This is a genomic window from Serratia sp. PL17 (assembly GCF_017832355.1).
Lineage (GTDB): Bacteria > Pseudomonadota > Gammaproteobacteria > Enterobacterales > Enterobacteriaceae > Serratia.
In genome coordinates this window covers 186,205-211,112 of sequence record NZ_JAFIBY010000004.1, presented here as the reverse complement: position 1 = coordinate 211,112, position 24,908 = coordinate 186,205, and the positions used below count along the sequence as shown (strand labels likewise).

Annotated in this window: 20 protein-coding genes and 1 other annotated feature; of the genes, 14 read left to right on the top strand and 6 right to left on the bottom strand. The window is 54.4% G+C overall.

All coding sequences use genetic code 11. The annotated features are described in order from the left end of the window. Positions 1-98 precede the first annotated feature (98 nt). The gene (gene mscK, locus JOE25_RS15175; protein ID WP_209636490.1) at positions 99-3,491 is read left to right on the top strand and encodes a mechanosensitive channel MscK; all 3,393 of its coding nucleotides are present in this window, start codon (positions 99-101) and stop codon (positions 3,489-3,491) included. Positions 3,492-3,531: 40 nt separating this feature from the next. On the opposite strand, the gene rsmS is transcribed toward mscK, so the two are convergent. Together rsmS and JOE25_RS15165 are read right to left on the bottom strand one after the other, a co-directional pair. Next, complete coding sequence (gene rsmS, locus JOE25_RS15170; RefSeq protein ID WP_020825528.1) at positions 3,532-3,711, bottom strand: pleiotropic regulatory protein RsmS; 180 nt, start codon at positions 3,709-3,711, stop codon at positions 3,532-3,534. A gap of 105 nt (positions 3,712-3,816) precedes the next feature. After that, complete coding sequence (locus JOE25_RS15165; RefSeq protein ID WP_209636488.1) at positions 3,817-4,353, bottom strand: primosomal replication protein; 537 nt, start codon at positions 4,351-4,353, stop codon at positions 3,817-3,819. A gap of 151 nt (positions 4,354-4,504) precedes the next feature. Here JOE25_RS15165 and JOE25_RS15160 point away from each other — a divergent pair, with 151 nt between their 5' ends. From JOE25_RS15160 to JOE25_RS15105, 12 genes are all read left to right on the top strand, one after another. Continuing rightward, positions 4,505-4,885 carry a DUF454 family protein gene (locus tag JOE25_RS15160; RefSeq protein ID WP_209636486.1) on the top strand — a complete coding sequence of 127 codons (381 nt, stop codon included), beginning with the start codon at positions 4,505-4,507 and terminating at the stop codon, positions 4,883-4,885. Between the two features lie 192 nt (positions 4,886-5,077). Next, entirely contained in the window at positions 5,078-5,629 is a 552-nt protein-coding gene (gene apt / locus JOE25_RS15155; RefSeq protein WP_037425226.1) for an adenine phosphoribosyltransferase, read from the top strand. 206 nt (positions 5,630-5,835) lie between these two features. Continuing rightward, a complete protein-coding gene (gene dnaX / locus JOE25_RS15150) occupies positions 5,836-7,788 on the top strand; it encodes a DNA polymerase III subunit gamma/tau (RefSeq protein ID WP_209636484.1) in 1,953 nt (650 codons plus the stop codon). Next, positions 7,121-7,185, top strand: a sequence feature (DnaX frameshifting element). Its footprint overlaps the gene before it by 65 nt. Positions 7,789-7,829: 41 nt before the next feature. Further along, a complete protein-coding gene (locus tag JOE25_RS15145; RefSeq protein WP_012005575.1) occupies positions 7,830-8,159 on the top strand; it encodes a YbaB/EbfC family nucleoid-associated protein in 330 nt (109 codons plus the stop codon). Then, positions 8,159-8,764 carry a recombination mediator RecR gene (gene recR, locus JOE25_RS15140; protein ID WP_209636481.1) on the top strand — a complete coding sequence of 202 codons (606 nt, stop codon included), beginning with the start codon at positions 8,159-8,161 and terminating at the stop codon, positions 8,762-8,764. Before JOE25_RS15145 ends, recR begins: the two co-directional genes overlap by 1 nt. A 212-nt stretch (positions 8,765-8,976) precedes the next feature. Beyond that, positions 8,977-10,842 carry a molecular chaperone HtpG gene (gene htpG, locus JOE25_RS15135; protein ID WP_209636913.1) on the top strand — a complete coding sequence of 622 codons (1,866 nt, stop codon included), beginning with the start codon at positions 8,977-8,979 and terminating at the stop codon, positions 10,840-10,842. 327 nt (positions 10,843-11,169) lie between these two features. Further along, on the top strand, positions 11,170-11,814 hold the full coding sequence (gene adk / locus JOE25_RS15130) for an adenylate kinase (RefSeq protein WP_209636911.1): 645 nt from the start codon (positions 11,170-11,172) through the stop codon (positions 11,812-11,814). Between the two features lie 163 nt (positions 11,815-11,977). Beyond that, the gene (locus JOE25_RS15125) at positions 11,978-13,111 is read left to right on the top strand and encodes a sugar diacid recognition domain-containing protein (RefSeq protein ID WP_209636479.1); all 1,134 of its coding nucleotides are present in this window, start codon (positions 11,978-11,980) and stop codon (positions 13,109-13,111) included. Positions 13,112-13,229: 118 nt separating this feature from the next. Then, positions 13,230-14,495 carry an SLC13 family permease gene (locus tag JOE25_RS15120; protein ID WP_209636477.1) on the top strand — a complete coding sequence of 422 codons (1,266 nt, stop codon included), beginning with the start codon at positions 13,230-13,232 and terminating at the stop codon, positions 14,493-14,495. A 9-nt stretch (positions 14,496-14,504) separates the two neighbouring features. After that, complete coding sequence (locus tag JOE25_RS15115) at positions 14,505-15,653, top strand: glycerate kinase (RefSeq protein WP_209636475.1); 1,149 nt, start codon at positions 14,505-14,507, stop codon at positions 15,651-15,653. A gap of 146 nt (positions 15,654-15,799) precedes the next feature. Continuing rightward, positions 15,800-16,762 carry a ferrochelatase gene (hemH, locus tag JOE25_RS15110; protein ID WP_209636472.1) on the top strand — a complete coding sequence of 321 codons (963 nt, stop codon included), beginning with the start codon at positions 15,800-15,802 and terminating at the stop codon, positions 16,760-16,762. 91 nt (positions 16,763-16,853) lie between these two features. Further along, complete coding sequence (locus tag JOE25_RS15105; RefSeq protein WP_209636470.1) at positions 16,854-18,158, top strand: inosine/guanosine kinase; 1,305 nt, start codon at positions 16,854-16,856, stop codon at positions 18,156-18,158. A gap of 52 nt (positions 18,159-18,210) precedes the next feature. Here the strand turns inward: JOE25_RS15105 and ybaL are convergent, their stop codons facing one another. Beyond that, positions 18,211-19,902 carry a YbaL family putative K(+) efflux transporter gene (gene ybaL, locus JOE25_RS15100; protein WP_209636468.1) on the bottom strand — a complete coding sequence of 564 codons (1,692 nt, stop codon included), beginning with the start codon at positions 19,900-19,902 and terminating at the stop codon, positions 18,211-18,213. A gap of 245 nt (positions 19,903-20,147) precedes the next feature. Beyond that, positions 20,148-21,368 (bottom strand): MFS transporter, encoded by a 1,221-nt coding sequence (locus JOE25_RS15095; protein WP_209636466.1) that lies wholly within the window; start codon positions 21,366-21,368, stop codon positions 20,148-20,150. A gap of 180 nt (positions 21,369-21,548) precedes the next feature. Here JOE25_RS15095 and ushA point away from each other — a divergent pair, with 180 nt between their 5' ends. Beyond that, positions 21,549-23,204, top strand: coding sequence for a bifunctional UDP-sugar hydrolase/5'-nucleotidase UshA (gene ushA / locus JOE25_RS15090; protein ID WP_209636464.1), 1,656 nt, complete (start codon positions 21,549-21,551; stop codon positions 23,202-23,204). Between the two features lie 121 nt (positions 23,205-23,325). On the opposite strand, the gene ybaK is transcribed toward ushA, so the two are convergent. Then, on the bottom strand, positions 23,326-23,805 hold the full coding sequence (gene ybaK, locus JOE25_RS15085) for a Cys-tRNA(Pro)/Cys-tRNA(Cys) deacylase YbaK (RefSeq protein WP_209636462.1): 480 nt from the start codon (positions 23,803-23,805) through the stop codon (positions 23,326-23,328). A gap of 225 nt (positions 23,806-24,030) precedes the next feature. Next, the gene (locus JOE25_RS15080) at positions 24,031-24,834 is read right to left on the bottom strand and encodes a TraB/GumN family protein (RefSeq protein ID WP_209636460.1); all 804 of its coding nucleotides are present in this window, start codon (positions 24,832-24,834) and stop codon (positions 24,031-24,033) included. Positions 24,835-24,908 lie beyond the last annotated feature (74 nt).

Here is a 24,908-nt window from a genome sequence, read left to right as displayed (position 1 = left end):
CCGGTACATCTGTACATCACCAGCAATGCTTTTCTTATTCTTTGGCTATCTGCGATCGTGATAATCTTTCTGCTTCTTTATTGATTCGAAGCTAAATCATGCATCGCAGGTTAGTTAAACGCCTTTTTTCAGCGTTACCCCCGTTCCTGGGTGTGGATCTCTACCGCACTCTTGCCCTATTTTTGCTGATCGCGGTTTGCGCGGTCTGCCAGCCCACGGCCTATGCCACACTGAATGGCGATCTGCCGTCACGCAGCGAAATTCAAAGCCAACTGGATGCGTTGAATAAGCAAAAAACGCTGACGCCGGTGAATAAACTGACCCAGCAGGATTTGACCCGCACGCTTGAACTGCTGGAGGCTATTGAACGCAGCAAACAAGATGGGGCTCAGCTTAAACAGCAGCTGCAATTGGCACCGGGTAAATTGCGGCAGGTCACTGCCGATCTGGAGGCGCTGAAAGCGCCGGTAGACAGTGCGGCTGCCAGAGCTGAACTGTTGCCGCTTTCCCTGCGACAGTTAGAAACCCGCCTCTATCAGACGCTCGACGACTTGCAGGCAGCTCAGGAAAACCTGTCGACATATAACAGCCAACTCGTTTCATTGCAGACCCAGCCAGAGCGGGTACAAAGCAGTATGTATACCGCTTCGCAACGCCTGCAGGAAATCCGCAATCAAATCAACGATCAGACGCCGGGTCAGAGCTCATTGCGCGACAGTCAGTTGGTGATGCTGGCCACTGAACAGACCTTGCTCAACGCGCAAATTGATTTGCAACGGAAAAGTCTGGAAGCCAACACCACCTTGCAGGATCTGTTGCAGAAGCAGCGTGACTACACCACCGCCCATATTGATGCTCTGGACCACAACGTGCAACTCCTGCAAGAAGTGGTCAACAGTAAGCGGTTGACGTTATCGGAAAAAACCGCAAAAGAAGCACAGAACCCGGAAGATGCCACAGACATTCAGCACAATCAGTTGGTCAGCAAAGAGCTGGACGTTAACCGTCAGCTCAGTCAGCGGTTGATCGCCGCGACTGAGGAGAGCAACGTACTGTTCCAACAGAATATTCGGGTAAAGAACTGGCTCGATCGCGGCTTGCAGGCAGAGCGCAATCTGAAGGAGCAAATCCAGGTGCTCAAAGGCAGTTTGGTGCTGTCGCGTATTTTGTATCAGCAGCAACAGAGTTTGCCGCAAGGAACGCTGGTGGCTGATATGGGGACACGCATTGCCGATCTTCGCCTGGAGCAATTTGATATCAACCAGCAGCGCGACGATCTGTTCAAGGGTGATGACTACATCAATAAGTTGGTGGCCGACAGCAAAGAAAAAGCCAGTGCGGACGTGCTTGATGCCTTGAATGAAATCGTCGATATGCGGCGTGAGCTGTTGGATCAGTTGAATAAACAGCTCAGTAATCAGTTGGCGCAGTCGATCAGCTTGCAGATCAATCAGCAACAGTTGACCAGCGTAAACACTTCGCTGCGAGATACGCTAACCCAGCAGATTTTCTGGGTTAACAGCAACAAGCCGGTCGATTTGGCGTGGTTGAAAGCATTGCCGGGAGCGGTCAAAGATCAAATCGCCGCGCTCGATTTCAAAATAGACCTCCGCAAAATGCTGCAGGGTGGGTTGAATTCATTAGTCATCCTTATTCCGCTGTTGCTGTTACTGGGTCTGTTACGCTGGCGCTATAAGCTGATCGACAACCATTTGCAGAAGCTGGCGAATGATGTCGGACAGTTAAAGCGCGACAGCCAATTGCATACGCCAAAAGCCATTATTTTGACCCTGCTGAAGGTATTGCCGGGGTCGGCGTTACTGCTCGGCGCTGGTTTTTGGTGTTACCGCGCGGATATTGGCCTCAGCGACTTTATTTGGGCGTTGTCGCAGCAGCTAGCAATGTTCTGGCTGGTGTTCGGTTTTACCTACCGCTTATTGGCACGCGGCGGCATTAGCGAGCGGCATTTCAACTTTTCTGTTGAACTCTGCGCACACTACCGGCGTCAGACGGTGCGTTTGGGCTTGGCACTGCTGCCGCTGATCTTCTGGTCAGTGCTGGGTGAGAAAGCCCCGTTACGGCTGGTGGAAGATGTTATTGGCCAGGTCGTGGTGATGCTGACATTGGCGTTGTTAGCCGTGCTGGTGTTCCCAATGTGTCGCGACAGTTGGCGTGAGAAAGGCTCACATGCGGTGCGGTTGGTGATCGTCACCGCTATTGCAGCGACGCCGCTAATCTTGCTCGGGTTGATGTTCGCCGGTTACTTCTACACCACACTGCGTCTGGCTGGCCGCTGGATCGACAGCCTCTACTTATTCTTCCTGTGGAACATTGTTTATCTGACCGCTATTCGCGGTTTGAGCGTTGCGGCGCGGCGGCTGGCATACCGGCGTGCGTTGGCTCGACGCCAGAGTTTGGCGAAGGAGAAAGAGGGGGCCGAAGGGGTCGAGCCGGTCGAAGAGCCGCCTTTGGCGCTGGATCAGATCAACGAACAGTCGTTGCGTCTGACCACAATGGCGCTATTTATTATCTTCGCCAGCGCCTTGTACGGTATTTGGTCGGATCTGGTGACGGTAATATCGTATCTGGACAGCATCACGCTCTGGCATTATACCGCGACTGTTGCCGGCAGCAGCGTGGCGCAGGCGGTGACGCTGGGCAACATGATGGTCGCGATAGCTGCGGTGATCGTCGCCTACGTCATGACCCGCAACTTACCTGGCTTACTGGAGGTAGTGGTGTTGTCGCGGTTGCAGTTGCGGCAGGGGACGTCTTACGCTGTTACCACCATACTGACTTATCTGATTACCACCGTGGGTGCCGTGACCGCACTCGGATCGCTGGGTGTCTCTTGGGATAAGTTGCAATGGTTGGCTGCGGGCTTAACGGTGGGGTTAGGGTTCGGTCTGCAGGAGATTTTCGCCAACTTTGTCTCTGGTTTGATCATCCTGTTCGAACGGCCGATCCGCATCGGCGATACCATTACTATCGGGAGTTTCTCAGGCTCGGTCAGCAAAATTCGCATTCGCGCCACAACCATCACCGACTTTGACCGCAAGGAGGTGATCATCCCGAACAAAGCCTTTGTGACCGAGCGGTTAATCAACTGGTCACTGTCAGACACCATCACCCGCGTATTGATCAAAGTGGGTGTGGCCTATGGTTCAGATCTGGATAAGGTGAAAGCTGTGCTGTTAAAAGCGGCGCATGACAATCCACGGGTAATGACCGATCCAGAACCGCAGGTGTTCTTCCTTAATTTTGGCGCCAGCACGCTGGATCATGAACTGCGCCTTTATGTGCGGGAATTGCGTGACCGCAGCTATACCGTTGATGAACTGAACCGTTCGATCGAACGCCTATGTCGTGAGAACGACATCAATATTGCCTTCAACCAGCTTGAGGTGTACTTGCACAATCAGCAGGGCAATGAAGTGCAGGAGGTCAAACGGACGCTATCACCGGGGGAAGGTGGAGTATCGGCAGGGTAGTGGGATGAGAATCAAGGGTTCAGCGCAGGCTGAACCCTTTTTACTGCCCGACGGGCAGGTAGGGAGAGGTCACGCCATTGCGTTGCAGCTTTTCCTGGTAATCCCGTTTGACGATATCCAACGCCGCCAGTGCGGTGGCTGGATCGATTTCATTGCATTCCAACAGGTAAATCAGGTCTACCGCCAGTTGCAGTTCTGGAGAGGCATTTTCTAGAGACATAAAACCCACGTTTAATTGAGATGAATGAGTGATGCTTCGCTTCGGCTGAGTATAGTGAACAAGATCCTCAGAGGGGAATAATCATTAAAATATTGTGATAAATCTTCAAAAACCGTTTTCTTTGCGCTCAATACTGCGTTCAATGCGTGCCAACGCTTGGCGACAACGCATCAAGCGACCTTCCAGCGCCGCGAGTTCATGCTGTAATTTTTGCTGTGCGGCCAACGTCGTTTGTCTTCCTAAAAGACTTTCCCGATCTTGAATCATTGCAATGATTCGGCGCTCATAATCCTGATGCTCAGCCAGCTTGTGGTACAAATCGACTGCCGCCACTTCCTTGGGTTGATTCTTGCGGCGCAGTGCCTGAGTCGCCAGTTCACGCTGTAGAGCGGTGATCTGCGCCACCAGCCGCTCGGCCAAGAAGGCAACCTGCGTCGTGCGATTGTCGTTGGCTGCGGTCTGCAATTGCGTAAAATTCTTTTGCACTTCCGTCAGGTAATCGCGCAGACGCGTGCCGCGATTGGCAAACAGCGCTGTGTCAAAGCGTGCCTGCGGAATGGGGGCATCACCGCGCGGTGTGATTTCACCGGCGAGTACGGTGATCTGTTGTTCTAACACCTGTAAAAGACGCTGAGTGCTCACGTTGGCTCCATGACAATGAGATTGGGTTCAGCTTGCCCGCGATCACGCCGTGAAACAAGCGTCACGCGCATATTCCGGCTGCAGTGGCTGGCGATGCGGCAGATGCCGGTGGTAAAGTAGGCGGCAACAGGATGAAGCACTAAGGGGTGGCATGACGCGTTGGTTATTGATTGTCCTCGGTTGGCTGGCGGTGGTGTTGGCAACGCTGGGCGTGGTATTGCCGTTGTTACCGACGACGCCGTTCCTGTTGCTGGCCGCTTGGTGTTTTGCACGTTCGTCGCCGCGATTCCATTCTTGGTTGCTGTACCGTTCATGGTTCGGGCCTTACCTGCGTCATTGGCAGCAGCATCGCGCATTGCCGCCGGGGGCGAAATGGAAGGCCGTGTTGGTGATTGTGCTGACTTTTTCGGTTTCGCTGTGGTTGGTTAAAATCTGGTGGGTTCGTGGATTATTGTTATTGATGTTGGCCATTCTGCTGGTCTTTATGCTGCGTCTACCTGTTGCTGACCTGTCGCAACAAAAACAGCGCTGATTATGGCTTATGATGGCCAGTAGCTTTTAGGCTGCAGCTTGAAAGATGCAGGCGACAGTTGCATTTGTCCGCCAGTTTGCATAGATTTGGGCGTTTTCGTGCGCGGGGTGCTCCCCTTTTCCTGTTTATCGCGGGATTGGGTTTAAGACGACCTGCGCGCAAGTCATTAGGCAGTTTTATCAGGCAATAATTATGACCGCTACTGCGCAGCAGCTTCAGTTTATTAAAGACAGTATCAAAACCATCCCGGATTACCCTAAGCCGGGCATACTGTTCCGTGACGTCACCAGCCTGCTGGAAAACCCGCTGGCCTATGCTGCCAGTATTGAATTGCTGGTTGAGCGCTTCCGCGAAGCGGGCGTCACCAAAGTGGTGGGCACCGAAGCGCGTGGCTTCCTGTTTGGCGCTCCTGTTGCGTTGGCGCTGGGCGTGGGGTTTGTGCCCGTACGCAAACCAGGCAAGCTACCGCGTGCGACCCTCAGCGAAAGCTATGAGCTGGAATACGGTACTGACAAGCTGGAAATCCACACCGATGCTATCAACGCAGGTGATAAAGTGCTGGTGGTTGACGATCTGCTGGCGACGGGTGGCACCATTGAGGCAACGGCAAAACTGATCCGCCGCCTGGGCGGTGAAGTTAAAGACGCAGCATTCATTATCAACCTGCCGGATCTTGGCGGTGAAGCGCGTTTGAATGGCTTGGGTATCGAATGCTACAGCCTGGTCAATTTCGCCGGCCACTGATCTAAAATTGATATCCCCGAAAGATTTCGTGTCACCGTCAGGCGGCAAGCGCGTGAGTTCCAGGCGCTTACTCAAGTAAGCGACTGGAGTGAGGCCTGAAGCTAACAACGCGATGGCACGAAAGATGAAGGGGATAAACGGTCTCGCGGATCGGCGCGGGCCTGTGTTAGCATGACCCTCCAGATTACTCGACTTTTCCGGTATTAATGAGCTATCAGGTTCTTGCCCGTAAGTGGCGCCCTCAAACGTTTGCAGATGTTGTCGGACAGGAACACGTCCTGACTGCGCTGGCTAACGGCCTCTCGCTGGGGCGGATTCATCACGCCTATCTGTTCTCGGGAACGCGTGGCGTGGGTAAAACCACCATTGCGCGCCTGCTGGCCAAAGGCCTGAACTGTGAAACCGGCATCACCGCCACACCGTGCGGCCAATGCGATAACTGCCGCGAGATTGAGCAGGGGCGTTTTGTCGATCTGATCGAGATTGATGCCGCGTCCAGAACCAAGGTGGAAGATACTCGCGATCTGCTCGATAACGTCCAGTATGCACCCGCTCGTGGTCGCTTCAAGGTTTACCTGATTGACGAAGTGCACATGCTCTCGCGCCACAGCTTTAATGCGCTGTTGAAAACGCTGGAAGAGCCGCCTGCGCATGTCAAATTCCTGCTGGCAACCACAGATCCGCAAAAATTGCCGGTGACCATTCTGTCACGTTGCCTGCAATTCCATCTCAAGGCGTTGGATGTCGATCAGATCCGCAGCCAGTTGGAAACGGTACTGCAGGCAGAACATATCACCAGCGATCAGCGTGCATTGCAGCTTTTAGCGCGCGCCGCTGACGGCAGCATGCGCGATGCATTGAGCCTCACTGACCAGGCGATTGCCATGGGGCAGGGGCAGGTAACCACCGCTACGGTCAGCCAGATGCTTGGCACACTCGACGACGAACAGCCACTGGCTATTCTCGAAGCGTTGGTGAGCGCCGATGGCGAAAAGGTGATGGCACAAGTCGCGCAGGCCGCTTCGCGCGGGGTCGATTGGGAGAATTTGCTCGTCGAAACCCTGGCATTGCTGCACCGTATCGCGATGGTGCAACTGCTGCCATCAGTGCTGGACAACCATTACGCCGCTATCGAACAGCGGTTGCGTGAGTTAGCGCGTACTTTGCCGCCGACTGACGTGCAACTTTATTACCAAACGCTGCTGGTCGGGCGTAAAGAGCTGGCTTTTGCACCGGATCGCCGTATGGGGGTTGAAATGACCTTACTGCGTGCGCTGGCATTTCACCCGAAAGCGGTGATCCCAGAGCCGGTGGCAATGGTGCAGACGGCGCCCGTGCAACTGGCACAGCCGCAGTCTCAACTGGCTCAGGCACCACAGTTTCAGGATGCGCCGCCGCCGTTAGGGCAGGCTGCACCACAGACCAATCAATCGGCAAATCTACCGGATGCCACCGCGCAATTATTAAAGGCGCGAACCCAACTGTTACGGCAGCAGGGAGCATCCACACCAAAAAAGAGTGAGCCGGCAGCGCCAGGAAAAGCGCGGCCGGCAAACTCAGCACTGGAGCGGTTAGCTTCCGTGACTGAGCGCAGCCAGCAGCGCCAGGCGGAAAAGCTCGTAAATGAAAAACCGGCCAAGCCGGAAGCTTATCGCTGGCGTGCACTGACCGAGCCAGAGGCCGAACCTGAGCCGCTGGCGACGCCAAAAGCGCTGCGCACCGCGCTTGAGCATGAGAAAACGCCCGAACTGTCAGCTAAGCTGGTGGTTGAGTCGCTGGAGCGCGATGCCTGGGCAGCGGAAATCGATAAGCTAAAAATTCCGAAACTGGTACAGCAACTGGCATTAAACGCGGTTAAACAACGGCTGGAACCGGGTAAGATTTGTCTCCATCTGCGGTCGTCACAGCGTCATCTGAACTCGCCTTCGGCGCAGAAGGTGCTGGCGGATGCGCTCAGCGAGCTGTATGGCAGCCCGGTTGAGTTGACCGTGGTGGAAGACGATAATCCGGCGGAGCGGACTCCGCTGGAGTGGCGACAAGCCATTTATGAAGAAAAACTGGCGCAGGCGCGTCAGTCGATCGTTGCGGATACCAATATCCAGACGCTGCGTCGTTTTTTTGACGCGGATCTGGATGAAGAGAGTATTCGCCCCATTTAAACGCCGCGTAAAGTGCGCGGCCCTAGCGACGAGAGACGACTATGTTTGGTAAAGGCGGTCTGGGCAACCTGATGAAGCAAGCCCAGCAAATGCAAGAAAAAATGCAGCAGATGCAGGAAGAAGTCGCCAAATTGGAAGTGACGGGTGAATCTGGTGCTGGCCTGGTGAAAGTCACCATCAATGGCGCGCACAACTGCCGTCGTGTGGAGATCGATCCGAGCCTGATGGAAGACGACAAAGATATGCTGGAAGATCTGATCGCGGCGGCAATCAACGACGCTGCACGCCGTATCGACGAAACCCAGAAAGAGAAGATGGCATCTGTATCCAATGGCATGCAACTGCCGCCTGGCTTTAAGATGCCGTTCTGATGCAAACCAGCCCGCTCCTTGAAACACTGATGGAGGCGTTGCGTTGCCTGCCGGGCGTAGGCCCTAAATCGGCGCAGCGTATGGCATTCCAGCTGTTGCAGCGCGATCGCAGCGGCGGAATGCGCCTGGCGCAGGCGCTGACCCGTGCCATGTCGGAAATTGGCCATTGTGCCGATTGCCGCACGTTCACCGAGCAAGATATTTGCACCATCTGCGCCAATCCGCGCCGTCAACAAAACGGCCAGATCTGTGTGGTGGAAAGCCCGGCTGATATTCACGCCATTGAGCAGACCGGCCAGTTCGCCGGCCGCTACTTTGTGCTGATGGGCCATTTGTCGCCGATGGACGGCATTGGGCCTGGCGATATTGGTTTGGACAGGCTGGAGCAACGGCTGGAAAAAGAAAGCATTACCGAAGTGATCCTGGCCACCAACCCGACGGTGGAGGGCGAGGCGACCGCCAACTATATTGCCGAAATGTGTGGTCAGTATGGTGTGGTTGCCAGCCGCATAGCCCACGGCGTGCCGGTGGGTGGCGAACTTGAGATGGTTGACGGCACCACGCTGTCACATTCATTGGCAGGTCGCCACGTCATTAAGTATTGATGTTTTCCTCTGACGGGGCTATCTGGCCCCGCCAGTTATTCTGCAAAAATTTCCCGCCAGTCGCTTGAAAAACAACACCCTTATCCCCACTTGATCCTCATTGTCCGCTTTTATTAGTTATACCCTATGAATTTCAAATTGCAGCGAGTGCAGGTAGCAACGCTGTGGCTTGAAAGGCGACGGGTAAATTGTCTTTGAGGTAATCAATGAGTATGAAAGGTCAAGAAACCCGTGGTTTCCAGTCTGAAGTAAAACAACTGCTTCATTTGATGATTCATTCGCTGTACTCCAATAAAGAAATTTTCCTGCGCGAGCTGATCTCCAATGCCTCAGACGCCGCCGACAAACTGCGTTTCCGCGCGTTGTCTACGCCTGAGCTGTATGAAGGTGACGGCGAGCTGCGCGTACGTCTGTCCTTCGATAAAGACAAGCGTACGCTGACCATTGCTGATAACGGCATTGGTATGAGCCGTGAAGAAGTGATTGAGAACCTCGGCACTATTGCCAAATCAGGTACCAAGGCCTTCCTGGAGTCTATCGGCTCTGATCAGGCTAAAGACAGCCAACTGATCGGTCAGTTCGGCGTGGGCTTCTACTCCGCGTTCATCGTGGCGGATAAAGTGACCGTGCGCACCCGCGCTGCCGGCGCCGCGGCCGATCAGGGCGTGTTCTGGGAGTCCGTTGGTGAAGGTGATTACACCATCGCTGACATTAGCAAAGAAGATCGCGGAACTGAGATCACCCTGCATCTGCGCGAAGGCGAAGATGAATATCTCGATGCCTGGCGTCTGCGTTCGGTGATCGGCAAATACTCTGATCACATCGCACTGCCTGTTGAGATTGAAACCAAAAACGAAGAAGACGGCACCGTTACCTGGGAAAAAATCAACAAAGCGCAGGCTTTGTGGACCCGCAGCAAGGCTGACGTTACCGACGAAGAATACAAAGAATTCTACAAGCATATCGCGCACGACTTTACCGATCCGCTGAGCTGGAGCCATAACCGGGTTGAAGGTAAGCAGGAATACACCAGCCTGCTGTATATCCCGGCACAGGCACCTTGGGATATGTGGAACCGCGATCACAAGCACGGTTTGAAGCTGTATGTGCAGCGCGTATTCATCATGGATGACGCCGAGCAGTTCATGCCGAATTACCTGCGTTTTGTGCGTGGTTTGATAGATTCCAACGATCTGCCGCTGAACGTTTCGCGTGAAATTCTGCAAGACAGCCGCGTGACGCAAAACTTGCGCGGTGCGTTGACCAAGCGCGTATTGCAGATGTTGGAAAAGCTGGCTAAAGACGATGCCGAAGGCTACCAAAAGTTCTGGCAGCAGTTCGGTCTGGTGTTGAAAGAGGGTCCAGCGGAAGATGGCGGCAACAAAGAAGCCATTGCCAAACTGCTGCGTTTTGCTTCCACTCACGGCGACAGCTCGGCGCAAACCGTTTCGCTGGATGAATACGTTGGCCGGATGGCGGAAGGGCAGGAGAAGATCTATTACATCACTGCTGACAGCTATGCTGCCGCCAAGAGCAGCCCGCACCTGGAGCTGTTCCGTAAGAAAGGCATCGAAGTACTGCTGCTGTCCGATCGCATTGACGAATGGATGATGAGCTACCTGACTGAGTTTGACGGTAAGCCGTTCCAGTCGGTCAGCAAGGCGGACGAGGCGTTGGACAAGCTGGCGGATGAAACCGAAGAGCAGAAGGCCGCTGAGAAGCAGTTGGAGCCGTTTGTTGATCGCGTGAAAACGCTGCTGGGGGATCGTGTGAAGGATGTGCGCCTGACGCACCGCCTGACGGATACGCCGGCTATCGTGATCACCGATGCCGACGAAATGAGTACCCAGATGGCGAAACTGTTTGCCGCTGCCGGCCAGGAAGCACCGGCCGTAAAATACATTTTCGAACTGAATCCGGAGCATGCACTGGTCAAACGCGCATCCGACGTGGGTGATAACGAACAATTCGCTGAATGGATTGACCTGTTACTGGATCAGGCGCTGCTGGCTGAACGTGGCACACTGGAAGATCCAAACCAGTTTATTCGCCGCATGAATAAGCTGTTGTCCGCATAATTCCGATTGTATACGCCCCTGGCCTGCGTGTTAGGGGCGTATTTTTTTGTTTTATCACTGATTTTCCGCGTTTTATCCTCTGTTTTACGCCCTGTGTTCCGCAATCGATTTCCTCGCGTATCTTGAGCCAGCCCCCCCTGAAATGGTATGGTTGAGCGTTTTCGCAATTTTATAAAAACTTAATACCCAAAAGATTTCAATTTGCGGCCAGACGGCAAGCGCGTGAGACCCGGGAGCTTACTTTGGTAAGTGGCTGGGATGAGTGTGCGCAGCCAACAACGCTGCGGTTTGAAAGACGAAGGGAATAATAGCAAGGGGATTTACGCAATGCGTATCATTCTGCTGGGCGCTCCGGGCGCTGGTAAAGGTACTCAGGCTCAATTCATCATGGAGAAATACGGTATTCCGCAAATCTCTACTGGTGATATGTTGCGCGCAGCCGTGAAGGCCGGCAGTGAACTGGGCAAGCAGGCGAAAGAGATCATGGACGCCGGCAAGCTGGTGACCGATGAACTGGTAATTGCACTGGTTAAAGAACGCATCACCCAGGAAGATTGCCGTAATGGCTTCCTGCTTGACGGTTTCCCACGCACTATTCCACAGGCTGACGCGATGAAAGAAGCCGGTATCAACGTGGATTACGTGCTGGAATTTGACGTGCCAGACGAACTGATCGTTGATCGTATCGTGGGTCGTCGCGTACATGCGCCTTCTGGCCGCGTGTATCACGTTAAATTCAATCCGCCGCAGGTGGAAGGTAAAGATGACGTGACCGGTGAAGAGCTGACGACACGTAAAGACGATCAGGAAGAAACCGTACGTAAACGTCTGGTGGAATATCATCAGATGACTGCACCGCTGATTTCCTATTACAGCAAAGAAGCTGCAGCAGGTAACACCCAATACCGTAAAATCGACGGCACCCGTAAAGTGACCGAAGTGAGCGCAGAACTGGCGACCATCCTCGGCTGATCGGTTTTTATTGCTGTGCGTAACGCCAGGCCTTAGGCCTGGCGTTTTTTTTGTCTTTTGCCGCCGAAGTGTGATCGCTACGGCTTGTTGCGGCACCGATCTTTAATAACGCCGGGAAAATGGCGTATAACTGCCAGCATTTCCATGCATAGCAGGAGCCGGTATGCACAGACCCACTAATTTGCTGGCAGAATCCACCGCACGCCAGATCGTGCAGCGGGCGATGGGCATCATCAATCATTCCGTCAACGTGATGGACAGCAATGGTGTCATCATTGCTTCCGGCAATCCCTCACGACTGTTTCAACGCCATGAAGGCGCAGTGTTGGCACTGACAGAGGATCGCGTGGTGGAAATCGATGCGGTGACCGCTACGCATTTGAAAGGTGTTCGGCCCGGCATCAACCTGCCATTCAGTTTTCGTCGCCAGCAGGTGGGAGTGATCGGCATTTCCGGTGAGCCGGCACAGGTGCGTGCCTATGCCGAGTTGGTGAAAATGGCGGCGGAGCTGATGGTGGAGCAGGCGGCTTTGCTGGATCAAAACCAGTGGGAAAAACGCTACCGCGAGGAACTGGCGAATCAGTTACTGCAACCGCAACCGGCATCGGCCTCACTGGAGGCGATGGCTGCCTATTTGGGGTTGGATCTGCAACAACCGCGTATTGTCTGGATAGTTGAATTGCAGGATCCCCAGCCGCATTTTCTGCGTGAACTGCTGACAGAGTTGGAACACACCCAACGTGAAGCACTGATCGCAATGACGGGCTTCAATGAAATGATCCTGCTGCGGCCTGCCTGCCTGGTGCAAGGCAAATGGAGTTTGAAACAGGAGCGCAAGCAGGCTCAGCAGTTGCAGGCACAGCTTCAATCGCGCTTTAACCTGCGCCTGATCATCGGCGGTTTTTTTAACGGTGAATCGGGGCTGCATCGTTCAAATCTGACGGCACGCGCTACGCAGGCGATGGCGCAGCGACTGAAGTTGCGCCATAAAACGCTGTTCTATCAAGATTTTCCGTTGCCCTCATTACTGTGTGACTTAGGTGAGGATTGGCGTGCCCAGGAGCTTTCTCGGCCTTGGCAGGTATTAGGTGCCAGCGATGAAAAAGGGGTATTGCGTAGCACCCTGCGGCACTATTTTTCGCGGAATTGTGATCAGACGCAGACCGCCGCCGAACTTCATATTCACGTCAATACACTCCGCTACCGCCTGCAGCGCATTGAGGCTATTACGGGGCTAAAAATCAATCAGTTAACTGATGCATTGCAGTTGTATATCGGCATGTTGATGCACGACTGAATTGTGTAAAGCCACAACTTTGTGGCGGACAGCCGCGCACGTTTTTGTGGCTTTCTCTCACGCTAAAGCCTGAGGCTCAGGATATGTTTTCCCCACACCAACAACGGGGAAAATAATAATGACAACGGTATCCACGCTTGGGGCACTGGTCGCATTGATCGTCGCTATTGTCCTGATTCTACGCAAGGTCCCACCTGCCTACGGCATGATTGCCGGTGCATTGGCCGGTGGGTTATGCGGCGGCGCCGATCTGGTGCAGACCGTGACACTGATGATTACCGGTGCTCAGGGCATCACCAATGCCGTGATGCGCATTCTGGCGGCCGGTGTGCTGGCCGGGGTGCTGATTGAGTCCGGTGCCGCACACACGATTGCTGAAACTATCGTTCGTAAAGTTGGAGAAACCCGCGCGCTGCTGGCCCTGGCGGTGGCTACACTGATCCTGACTGCGGTCGGCGTATTTATCGACGTAGCGGTGATCACTGTGGCACCCATCGCACTTTCAATCGCTCAAAAGGCCGGAATATCACGCGCCGCCATTTTGCTGGCGATGATCGGGGGGGGTAAGGCCGGTAACGTGATGTCGCCAAATCCAAACACCATTGCGGCTGCCGACAACTTCCACGTACCGCTGACCTCTGTGATGATGGCGGGTATCGTGCCTGGCCTGTGCGGATTGGTGGTGGCTTATCTGCTTGCCCGGCGTTTGAGTAACAAGGGTGACAAGGTGATGGCGGAGGAGTTGACTCAACATGCCGAAGGGTCTCGCCCGGGCTTTGCGGCGGCGATCAGTGCGCCGTTGGTTGCCATTGTATTGCTGTCGTTACGTCCCATTGCGGGCATCGCCATTGATCCGCTGATTGCGCTGCCGGCCGGGGGGCTGGTGGGGGCATTGCTGATGGGCCGAATCCGCCAGTGCAATCAGTTTATGGTTTCTGGGCTGTCCCGTATGGCTCCAGTGGCAATTATGCTGCTCGGTACCGGCACGCTGGCCGGTATTATCGCCAACTCGGCGCTGAAGGATGCATTGATTAACGGCCTGACCCACACCGGTATGCCGGCCTGGCTGCTTGCGCCGCTGTCTGGGGCACTGATGTCGATGGCGACTGCGTCGACGACGGCGGGTACCGCGGTGGCATCTGGCGTATTCAGCAGCACATTACTGGAACTGGGCGTCAGTGGTCTGGCTGGGGCGGCGATGATCCATGCCGGTGCGACAGTGCTGGACCATCTGCCACACGGCAGTTTCTTCCACGCCACAGGTGGCAGCGTCAATATGGCGGTGCATCAGCGGTTGAAATTGTTGCCGTATGAAACCTTGATCGGCTTCACTATTGCAACCGTCTCGGCGTTGATGTTTGGCGTATTTAATCTGGCGGGATAAGGAATACTGATGAAAACGCTGAAAAAAGTGGTTATTGCTCCGGACTCGTTTAAAGAGAGCCTGAGCGCGCTGGAGGTGGCCGAGGCTATTGAGCGTGGGTTCCGCCAAGTCTACCCTCACGTGCAGTATGTAAAGCTGCCGATGGCAGACGGCGGTGAAGGTACGGTGGATTCAATGGTCGCCGCTACCGGCGGGGAAATCGTCAGGGTTGAGGTTACGGGGCCGTTGGGCCAACCGGTACAGGCTTTTTACGGGTTGCTGGGGGATGAGGAAACCGCCGTTATTGAGATGGCTGCGGCCTCTGGCCTGCACCTGGCACCCAAAGCGCAGCGTGATCCACGGATCACCACCAGCTACGGTACCGGTGAACTGATACTGGCAGCGCTAGAACGCGGTGTGAAGGCGATTATTCTTGGCATCGGCGGCAGTGCCACTAACGACGGTGGCGCCGGTATGATGCAGGCGCTGGGTGCCAAGCTGCTGGATGATCAACAAAATCTATTGCTACCGGGCGGCGCGGCACTGGCGCAGCTGGCGCATATCGATCTTTCAGCCATGGATCCACGTTTGCAGCAGGTCAGTGTGACCGCGGCCTGTGATGTAGATAATCCGCTGTGTGGTGCGCATGGGGCCTCTGCAGTGTTTGGCCCGCAAAAGGGGGCAACACCAGAAATGGTTGCGCAGTTGGACGCGGCGCTGCGTCATTACGGCACCTTGCTGGAGCAAGCAACCGGCCGTGAGGTGATCAATATGCCGGGGGCCGGTGCGGCGGGCGGCATGGGGGCCGCATTGCTTGGTATGCTCAACGCCAGGCTGCGACCGGGCATCGAGATCGTGATTGAAACCTTGGGGCTGGACGAGGCATTGCGCGATGCCGATCTGGTGATCACCGGCGAAGGGCGGCTCGATAGCCAATCAATCCACGGTAAAACGCCGATTGGCGTTGCGAGGGTAGCCAAGCGTTATGGTTTGCCGGTGATCGGCATTGCCGGCAGCCTGTCGAAAGATTATCAGGTGGTGCACCAACATGGCATTGACGCGGCCTTTTCGGTGCTCGATCGTGTCGTCTCGTTAGAGGACGCATTGGCGGAGGCGGCCAATAACCTGGAAGTCACTGCGCGTAATGTAGCCGCCGTCTGGCGCTTGGCACAGGGCTAACTGCCATTCCCTTTATCATGGGCAACGCCTGTTGCTGATATCGGTTCCGACGAGGCGCTTTTCCGTTACAATAGGCGCCATTAATCGACGTTAACCCCCTGACCCAGAACGGGGGGTTAGCTTGCAAGGAATCAAGGGGAACTGAGATGAAGCAAGAGAAACACGGGGTATTGCTGGTGAACCTGGGCACGCCGGATGCTCCGACCTCGTCGGCGGTAAAACGCTATCTGAAGGAATTCCTCAGTGACGACCGCGTTGTGGATACCGCCCCACTGATCTGGTGGCCGATCCTCAACGGTGCGATCCTGCCAATCCGTTCGCCGCGGGTGGCAAAGCTGTATAAGTCGGTCTGGATGGACGAAGGCTCGCCATTGCTGGTCTACAGCCGTCGTCAGCAGCGTGCGCTGGCCGCTCGTATGCCAAATACGCCGGTTGAATTGGGCATGAGCTACGGCTCACCGAGCCTTGGGGAGTCGATAGACAAGCTGTTGGCGCAGGGGGTAACCAATCTGGTGGTGCTGCCGTTATACCCGCAATACTCCTGTTCCACCAGTGCAGCGGTATGGGACGGCGTGGCCCGCATATTGAAGGGATACCGTCGCCTGCCGTCGATCAGCTTTATCCGCGACTATGCCGAACACCCGGCCTACATTTCTGCTTTGCGTGAAAGCGTCGAACGCTCGTTCGCCGAGCATGGTCAACCGGATCGTTTAGTGTTGTCGTTTCACGGTATTCCCAAGCGCTATGCGCGCCTGGGCGACGATTACCCGCAGCGTTGCGAAGACACTTTGCGCGCGCTGACGGCCACCTTACCGCTGGCGCCGGATCGGGTAATGATGACCTACCAGTCGCGCTTTGGTCGCGAGCCCTGGTTGACGCCTTATACCGATGAAACGCTCAAGAGCTTACCCGCGCAGGGCGTTAAGCATATTCAGCTTATCTGCCCCGGTTTCTCGGCGGACTGTCTGGAAACGCTGGAGGAGATCAAGGAACAAAACCGCGAGATCTTCCTTCATGCCGGCGGTGAGAAGTTCGAGTATATCTCTGCGCTGAACGACGATCCGGCGCATATTGATATGATGCAGCAACTGGTGGCACAGCGCTTCTGATCCTCAATGCGCAAAATGGTGACAGCCATCATCAATCGGGCAGGAATGTGCTAACATTCTCTGCCTGTTAACTGCCACTGCCGCCAATTAAATGAAATTTCCTGGTAAACGTAAGTCCAAACACTATTTTCCGGTGAACGCCCGCGATCCGCTTTTACAGCAGGTTCAACCTGAAAATGAAATCAGCACCTCTTATGTCGTCGGTATCGACCAGACGCTGGTGGATATTGAGGCAAAAGTGGATGACACTTTCGTCCAGCGCTATGGCCTGAGCCTGGGGCACTCTCTGGTGATTGAGGATGACGTCGCCGAAGCGCTGTATCAGGAATTGCTCGACAATAATCTGATCACCCATCAATTTGCCGGCGGCACCATCGGCAATACGCTGCACAACTATTCGGTACTGGCAGATGACCGTTCGGTCCTGCTCGGCGTGATGTGCAGCAACATCAAGATCGGCAGCTATGCCTATCGCTATCTGTGCAACACCTCCAGCCGTACCGATCTTAACCACCTGCAGGCGGTTGACGGTGCCATTGGCCGCTGCTTTACGCTGATTAGCGAAAGCGGTGAGCGTACCTTTGCTATCAGCCCTGGGCAGATGAATCAACTGCGACCGGAAAGCGTGAAGGAAGAGGTGATTGCCGGGGCTTCTGCGCTAGTGCTGACATCTTACCTGGTGCGTTGCAAGGAAGGTGAGCCGATGCCTGCTGCCACCATGCAGGCGATCGAATTTGCCAAAAAGCACGATGTACCCGTCGTACTGACGCTGGGAACCAAGTATGTCATTGCCGACAATCCACAGTGGTGGCGTGATTTCCTAAAAGAACACGTCTCAATTCTGGCGATGAACGAAGATGAAGCGTTGGAGTTGACCGGGTTGAGCGATCCACTCACCGCTTCTGACATGGCGCTTGAATGGGTGGATCTGGTGCTGTGCACCGCGGGGCCAAATGGCTTGTATATGGCGGGTTACACCGAAGAGTCCAATAAGCGGGAGACCCAGCATCCGCTGTTGCCGGGGCATATTGCCGAATTCAACCGCTATGAGTTCAGCCGTGCCATGCGCCGGGAAAGCTGTGAAAATCCGTTCCGCATCTATTCGCATATCGCGCCATACATGGGCGGGCCTGAGAAAATCATGAACACCAACGGTGCCGGTGATGGGGCCTTGTCGGCACTGCTGCATGATATCGCGGCCAACGGTTACCACCGTAATAACGTGCCTAACTCCAGCAAGCACGTTCGCAGTTATCTGACCTACTCTTCGTTGGCGCAGGTGTGTAAATACGCTAACCGTGTCAGTTATCAGGTGCTGAACCAGCACTCACCACGTTTGACGCGTGGCTTGCCAGAGCGGGAAGATAGCCTGGAAGAGTCTTACTGGGAACGGTAAAAAGCAAAAGGTCCGGCATGCCGGACCTTTTTTATCTCGATGACCCGTCACATCAGATCGGACAGCCGCCCATTTTCTCTTCTTCGGTCAGTGTATCCAACTTGAGGATATTCAGCATGCTGTTGGCAATTTCCCGCTCACCCATCACCACCTGATTTGCGCCGCGATCGGAGATATACGCGACTTCATCATCGTAGTGCGCACGGGCGATAATTTCGATGTTTGGCCGTTTGGTCCGCGCAGAGGCCACGATTTCACCGGCCTCGTAACCATTAGGTATGGTCAGCAATAACCAACGTGCGCAGTCGAGCCGTGCCAGATCCATAATTTCTGGATTGGCGGCATTACCCAGCACCGTTTTGATGCCTTGTTCACGGAGTGCCTCAACCCGTGGGCGCGAATTCTCGATCACCACCAGCGGAATGCCCGCTTCGGCTAATTTGGCCCCCAGCAGGCTGCCAACACGGCCATAGCCCACCACTAGCGCGTGGTTGCACATATCCACCGGGATCTGCTTCTCTTCTTCTACCGCTTCTTCCAGTATCTGATCTTCGATGGTTTCGGTTTTGGCCAGATAACGCTCGAGTAGCGTGAACAGCAACGGATTCAACATAATCGACAAGATGGCCCCGGCCAGCACCAAATTACGACCGTGTTCTGACATCATGCCCAGCGTGATCCCAAGGCCAGCCAGAATGAAGGCGAACTCACCGATTTGTGCGAGGCTGGCAGAGATGGTCAGCGCAGTGCGTTTGGAGTGACCGAACATTTTCACCAGCAGGAAGGCTGCTAGTGATTTACCGAACACGATAATTGCCAGCGTTGCCAATACCGCCAGAGGCTCGTTGATCAAAATCATTGGATCAAACAGCATGCCGACCGACACAAAGAACAGGACGGCAAAGGCATCGCGCAGCGGTAAGGTGTCGTGGGCCGCTCGATGGCTCAGCTCCGACTCATTTAGCACCATACCGGCAAAGAATGCCCCCAGTGCAAATGAAACGTCGAACAGTTTCACTGCGCCATAGGCAATGCCGAGTGCCAACGCCAATACGGCCAGGGTAAACAGCTCGCGGGAGCCGGTACTTGCGGTTTTCGCCAGGATCCACGGCACCAGGCGACGGCCAACCACAATCATCAGCGCGATAAAGGCGATAACTTTACCAATGGTCATTGCCAGTTCAATCAGCAACTGGCCGCTGCTGGCGTTGTTATTGCCCAGCATATTGCCGAACGCGGGCAGTAACACCAGCGTCAGCACCATCGCCAGATCTTCGACGATCAGCCAGCCGATGGCGATTTGCCCGCGTTGGCTATCGATCAACTGGCGTTCCTCCAGTGCCCGCAGTAGCACCACGGTACTGGCTGTGGACAGACAGAGACCAAACACCAGACCGGAAATCAAATCCCAGCCCAACAGCTTCGACAATCCCATACCCAGCAAGGTGGCGACGGCAATCTGTGCCACGGCACCGGGAATGGCAATATGTTTTACTGCGAGGAGGTCTTTAAGAGAGAAATGGAGGCCAACACCGAACATCAACAGAATCACGCCGATTTCCGCGAGTTCCGGTGCCAGCGAGGTGTCGGCAACAAAACCGGGGGTAAAAGGGCCAGCGAGCACACCTGCGGCAAGGTACCCCACCAGCGGGGAGATGCGCAGGCGATTCGCCAGCATACCGAGGAGGAAGGCGAGTACTAACCCTCCGACAATGGTGGTGATTAACGGTGTTGAATTATGCATCCAGACTCCTTCTAGCTATGCATGGCAGCAGAGGGGAAACGCAACAAAGTTACGAAAAGATACATTTAGTTTATTGCATTTTTTCGCGTTGCGCTTAGCTAAATTGAGCTATTTTGTGAAAAAGCAGAGGATTCCGTCTTTTACTAGCCAATGAGGGGATTTAACACTTAATAAGTCAAATAACATGGATTTGTGTTGAGGAAGACCCGGTTGAATGGCAGCATTCAACCGGTGTTAAAGCAGGGTTATTGCGAGTTATGGTCGATATTGGGCAGTAACGCAGTGATAATGCCGATTAACGGCAGGAAAGCACATATTTGATAGACTAACTCGATGCTGGTCAAATCTGCGACATAACCAAGAACTGCCGCACCTAACCCGCCCATACCAAAGGCAAAGCCGAAGAATAAACCGGAAACCATGCCGACTTTACCCGGAATAAGCTCTTGGGCATAAACCAGAATGGCGGAGAACGCTGACGCGAGGATTACTCCTATAAACACCGTCAAAATGCCGGTCCAATAGAGTGATGCGTAGGGTAAAACAAGTGTGAAGGGGGCTGCGCCGAGGATTGAGCCCCAAATGACCCGTTTTCTTCCTATCTTGTCACCTATAGGGCCGCCAATAATGGTTCCTGCCGCCACGGCGAAGAGGAATGCAAATAAATGGAACTGGGCATTTTGCACTGAAACACCGAACTTATGCATCAAATAAAAGGTGTAATAGCTGCTTATGCTCGCCAGGTAGAAGTATTTGGAGAAAATCAGTATCAGCAGAATGCCAATGGCATAGGTAACGGTACGTTTTGGCAGCTGTTTCACTGAAGAGGCCGTTTTAGGCTGACCTTTTGTTGCCCGATGCTGCAGCTGGTACCATTTGCTGACCTGCAATAACACGACGATAGCCAACAGTGCCGCTAATGAAAACCAGGCGACGTTACCCTTGCCATAAGGCGCGATAATCAACGCTGCCAGCAGTGGCCCAAGGGAACTGCCAAAGTTACCGCCAACCTGGAACAGCGACTGCGCCAGGCCATGTCGACCACCGGAAGCCATGCGTGCTACGCGAGAGGACTCCGGGTGGAACACCGAAGAGCCGGTGCCAACCAGTGCCGCTGCCAGCAGAACCAGCGGGAAGGTATTGGCGACAGACAGCAACAGTAACCCGCACAGGGTAAAGCCCATGCCGATCGGCAGCGAATACGGCTGCGGATGCTTATCCGTGTAGTAGCCAATCAGGGGTTGCAATAAAGACGCTGTTAGCTGATAGGTCAGCGTAATCATACCTATCTGTACGAAACTGAGGCTGAAGTCGGCTTGCAGAATCGGGTAAATCGCCAGGATCAGCGATTGAATCATATCGTTAAGCAGGTGAGAGACGCTGATGGCACCAAGAATCGAGAATGCAGTCCCTTTAACCGCGCTGCCTTTGGCCGGTGGCATGGCAGTATCGCTACGGTCGGTCATTTTATTATTAGCCTGGTAAGTTTTAGAGGACAGAGCAGATATCTTAGCAAGTTGGTCAATATTTGCCATATCCGACATAATTTGACGCACATCTCAAAAAATTGAAATTAGTTGCCTTCGTTTCGCGCTACACTTTCGTCCATCTCAAAAAAACAGTTAATAATCATATGGAGTTCCGCCATGCGCTTTTCGTTCAAGACCACCGCATGCGCCTTGGCTGTGTCCCTGACTTTCCTGTCGGGAGCCGCCAGCGCCTGGGAAAAGGATAAGACCTACGACATCACCATTTTGCACACCAACGATCACCACGGTCATTTTTGGCAGAACGATCACGGTGAGTATGGCTTGGGCGCGCAGAAGACGTTGGTCGACAGCATCCGCCAGGATGTTGCAGCCAAAGGCGGGAGTCTACTACTGCTGTCGGGCGGTGATATCAATACCGGTGTACCTGAGTCAGACCTGCAAGATGCCGAGCCGGACTTTCGCGGCATGAATCTGGTGGGCTACGATGCGATGGCGATTGGCAACCATGAATTCGACAATCCACTCAGCGTATTGCGCCAACAAGAAAAATGGGCGACCTTCCCGCTGTTGTCGGCCAACATTTATCAGAAAAGCACCCAGCAACGCTTATTTAAACCCTATGCCTTATTTGATAAGCAGGGCATCAAGATCGCAGTTATCGGTCTGACGACCGATGATACAGCCAAGATTGGTAACCCGGAATATTTCACCGACATCGAGTTCCGCGTGCCAGCGCAGGAAGCCAAACAGGTGGTCGAGCAATTGCGTAAGGACGAAAAGCCGGACGTGATTATCGCTGCGACCCATATGGGGCATTATGATGACGGCCAGCACGGTTCCAACGCGCCTGGCGACGTGGAAATGGCGCGCAGCCTGCCTGCCGGCTATCTGGACATGATTGTCGGTGGTCACTCGCAGGATCCTGTCTGCATGGCCAGTGAGAACCACAAGCAGGTGGATTATGTGCCGGGCACGTCGTGCTCGCCGGATCGTCAGAACGGCACCTGGATCGTGCAGGCGCATGAGTGGGGTAAGTATGTGGGCCGCGCCGATTTCCAGTTCCGTAACGGCGAGCTGAAGCTGATGCATTATCAACTGATCCCGGTCAACCTGAAGAAAAAGGTAGAGAAAGCCGACGGTACCAGTGAACGCGTGTATTACACCCAGCAGATCGCAGAAGATCCGTCGATGATGAAGCTGCTGACGCCGTTCCAGGAGAAGGGCAAGGCACAACTGGACGTGAAAATTGGCAGCGTGAACGGAAAGTTGGAGGGCGATCGCAGCAAGGTGCGTTTCGTACAGACCAATCTGGCGCGCGTGCTGCTGGCTGCGCAAATGGAACGTGCCGAAGCTGACTTTGCGGTGATGAGTGGGGGTGGTGTACGTGACTCGATTGAGGGGGGCGACATTACCTACAAGAACGTGCTTAAGGTACAGCCATTTGGCAATACGTTGGTCTACGTCGAGATGAAAGGCAGCGACGTAGTGAAATACCTGGCGGTAGTGGCCAATATGAAAGTGGATTCCGGGGCCTACGCGCAGTTTGCCAATGTCAGCTTGACGGCGGACGGCCAACAGGGCGTCAGCAATGTCAAAATCAACGGTGAGCCGCTACAGGCTGATAAAACGTACCGCATGGCGACCCTGAACTTCAATGCGTTGGGCGGTGATGGCTATCCGAAGCTGGATACCCTGCCGAGCTATGTTAATACCGGTTTTATCGATGCTGAAGTGCTGAAGCAATATATCGAGAAGCACTCACCGCTGGATGCGGCGGCGTATGAGCCGAAGGGTGAGATCGTCTATCAGTAAGTTTTACCCTTCATCGTCAACGTTGTCTTTTCGGTGGCTGTGCCCGCTCGCCCCGTCTCATCGTTATATCTATGAGACGGGGGACTTACACGGGGGGCTGGGGGCAGATGTTCCCGGCTGTTCAGTCGCGTTTGGCGATATCGGCGAAGCTACCTGAAAGTAATCGGCACAGGTCTTCTGCGGCTAGCTCGATATCCAACCCGCGTTTGCCGCCAGAGACGTAAATGGTGGCGAACTGCTGCGCAGGGCTGTCGATTACCGTCGGCAGCCGTTTTTTCTGCCCCAGTGGGCTGATGCCCCCCACCAAATAACCTGTAACACGCTGAGCCAACAGCGGATCGGCCATTTCAGCTTTCTTCGCACCCAGCGCACGGGCGACCTTTTTCAGATCTAATTGAGTGGCGACCGGGGTAACCGCGACGGCCAGGTGCTTGGCATCGCCATTCAGTGCTACCAGCAGCGTTTTATAGACGCGGTCGGCATCCAGCCCAAGCTTCTGTACTGCTTCATCGCCGAAATGGGTTTCTGCACTGTCGTGATGGTACGGATGAAGGGTAAATGCGACCTTTTGTTTCTCAAGCAGGATCACTGCGGGCGTCATGGTATTTTCCTCTTTCCCCCTGAGGGGAAGTTGTAAGGCGAGGCAACAAAATTACAAAAATATAACGGTAACAGCAACCTGAGAGACTGTTACGTAAAGCGGGTTGCCAATATGTTCACTAGGTTGCTACCCTGTCTATTGTAACCGTTAACACGGTTGCTATGCGTATAACTAAAATACAAGAAATTCCTCTTTGACTGGCCAGTAGCGATATTGGCCACTTTTTTACTCTGCTTGCAGCATCGCTGGCAGGTTATCTTCGCCGTACAAATGCAGCGCACCTACCGCTACCACGTAATTACCCGCCGGCAATCTCTCCAGTTTTTGTCGCCAGTCGCGATTGCGCCGATGCATCAACACATCATACAAACCCGCGCTGAACGTAGCGGGCAGGGTTTCCAGTGCGCCTCTGGGTTTTGCATCCAACCACCAACTCACCATGGTTTGCAGCAGGCGGGCGTTGGTGTGCCAGTGTTCCAACGTATCGCGCAACAACGCCATGCCGCCTTCCGGTAACTGTTCCAGCATCGCCAACTGTTGCTGTGCACCTTCTAACTCGATCACCTTTTTATGCTGCGCCCTGGCGGCCTGCAATAACTGATAATCCACCCCGTACTCGGCACGCAGGCCAAGCCGCTGAGCCTGTCGTGCCTGCATCATCAGCGCCACTTGCCAGCCGGGCAGAGTAGAGAATGCTTCTGCATCCGTGCCCAATTCCTGGCATAGCGTTAATAACTGCTGGAACTCGGGTTCGGAGAGTCTTTGTTCAAGTTCCGGTTGCCGTTCAACGTGGTCAAAAGGAGAGGCGGAGTCGGTGATATCGGCTTCAACAATCAAGGCATCTGCTTGCTTGAGGCGCGCGGCCAGTTTAGCGGGCAGCGGGGCCATATCCACCGTGCCCATATGAATACTGCCGACCAAATGGAACTGGCGATCGCCAGGCAAGCGGATGTCGAGTGCCGGGTAAGCGTAGGTCATGGGGGAAATCAGACCGAAAAAGGCAGCGATACGACGTAACAGTTGACCCATACAACGTGACTCCTGGAGAACTTGTTCGCCTTTCAGCTTGAAAGGGAAAGGGCGTAACCTTTTCCCCATGCTAA

Bases quoted from the DNA above. Each gene is read 5' to 3' on its own strand.
- mscK (WP_209636490.1), top strand. From the start codon at position 99: ATGCATCGCAGGTTAGTTAAACGCCTTTTTTCAGCGTTACCCCCGTTC.
- rsmS (WP_020825528.1), bottom strand. From the start codon at position 3,711: ATGTCTCTAGAAAATGCCTCTCCAGAACTGCAACTGGCGGTAGACCTG.
- JOE25_RS15160 (WP_209636486.1), top strand. From the start codon at position 4,505: ATGACGCGTTGGTTATTGATTGTCCTCGGTTGGCTGGCGGTGGTGTTG.
- apt (WP_037425226.1), top strand. From the start codon at position 5,078: ATGACCGCTACTGCGCAGCAGCTTCAGTTTATTAAAGACAGTATCAAA.
- dnaX (WP_209636484.1), top strand. From the start codon at position 5,836: ATGAGCTATCAGGTTCTTGCCCGTAAGTGGCGCCCTCAAACGTTTGCA.
- JOE25_RS15145 (WP_012005575.1), top strand. From the start codon at position 7,830: ATGTTTGGTAAAGGCGGTCTGGGCAACCTGATGAAGCAAGCCCAGCAA.
- recR (WP_209636481.1), top strand. From the start codon at position 8,159: ATGCAAACCAGCCCGCTCCTTGAAACACTGATGGAGGCGTTGCGTTGC.
- htpG (WP_209636913.1), top strand. From the start codon at position 8,977: ATGAAAGGTCAAGAAACCCGTGGTTTCCAGTCTGAAGTAAAACAACTG.
- adk (WP_209636911.1), top strand. From the start codon at position 11,170: ATGCGTATCATTCTGCTGGGCGCTCCGGGCGCTGGTAAAGGTACTCAG.
- JOE25_RS15125 (WP_209636479.1), top strand. From the start codon at position 11,978: ATGCACAGACCCACTAATTTGCTGGCAGAATCCACCGCACGCCAGATC.
- JOE25_RS15120 (WP_209636477.1), top strand. From the start codon at position 13,230: ATGACAACGGTATCCACGCTTGGGGCACTGGTCGCATTGATCGTCGCT.
- JOE25_RS15115 (WP_209636475.1), top strand. From the start codon at position 14,505: ATGAAAACGCTGAAAAAAGTGGTTATTGCTCCGGACTCGTTTAAAGAG.
- hemH (WP_209636472.1), top strand. From the start codon at position 15,800: ATGAAGCAAGAGAAACACGGGGTATTGCTGGTGAACCTGGGCACGCCG.
- JOE25_RS15105 (WP_209636470.1), top strand. From the start codon at position 16,854: ATGAAATTTCCTGGTAAACGTAAGTCCAAACACTATTTTCCGGTGAAC.
- ybaL (WP_209636468.1), bottom strand. From the start codon at position 19,902: ATGCATAATTCAACACCGTTAATCACCACCATTGTCGGAGGGTTAGTA.
- JOE25_RS15095 (WP_209636466.1), bottom strand. From the start codon at position 21,368: ATGACCGACCGTAGCGATACTGCCATGCCACCGGCCAAAGGCAGCGCG.
- ushA (WP_209636464.1), top strand. From the start codon at position 21,549: ATGCGCTTTTCGTTCAAGACCACCGCATGCGCCTTGGCTGTGTCCCTG.
- ybaK (WP_209636462.1), bottom strand. From the start codon at position 23,805: ATGACGCCCGCAGTGATCCTGCTTGAGAAACAAAAGGTCGCATTTACC.
- JOE25_RS15080 (WP_209636460.1), bottom strand. From the start codon at position 24,834: ATGGGTCAACTGTTACGTCGTATCGCTGCCTTTTTCGGTCTGATTTCC.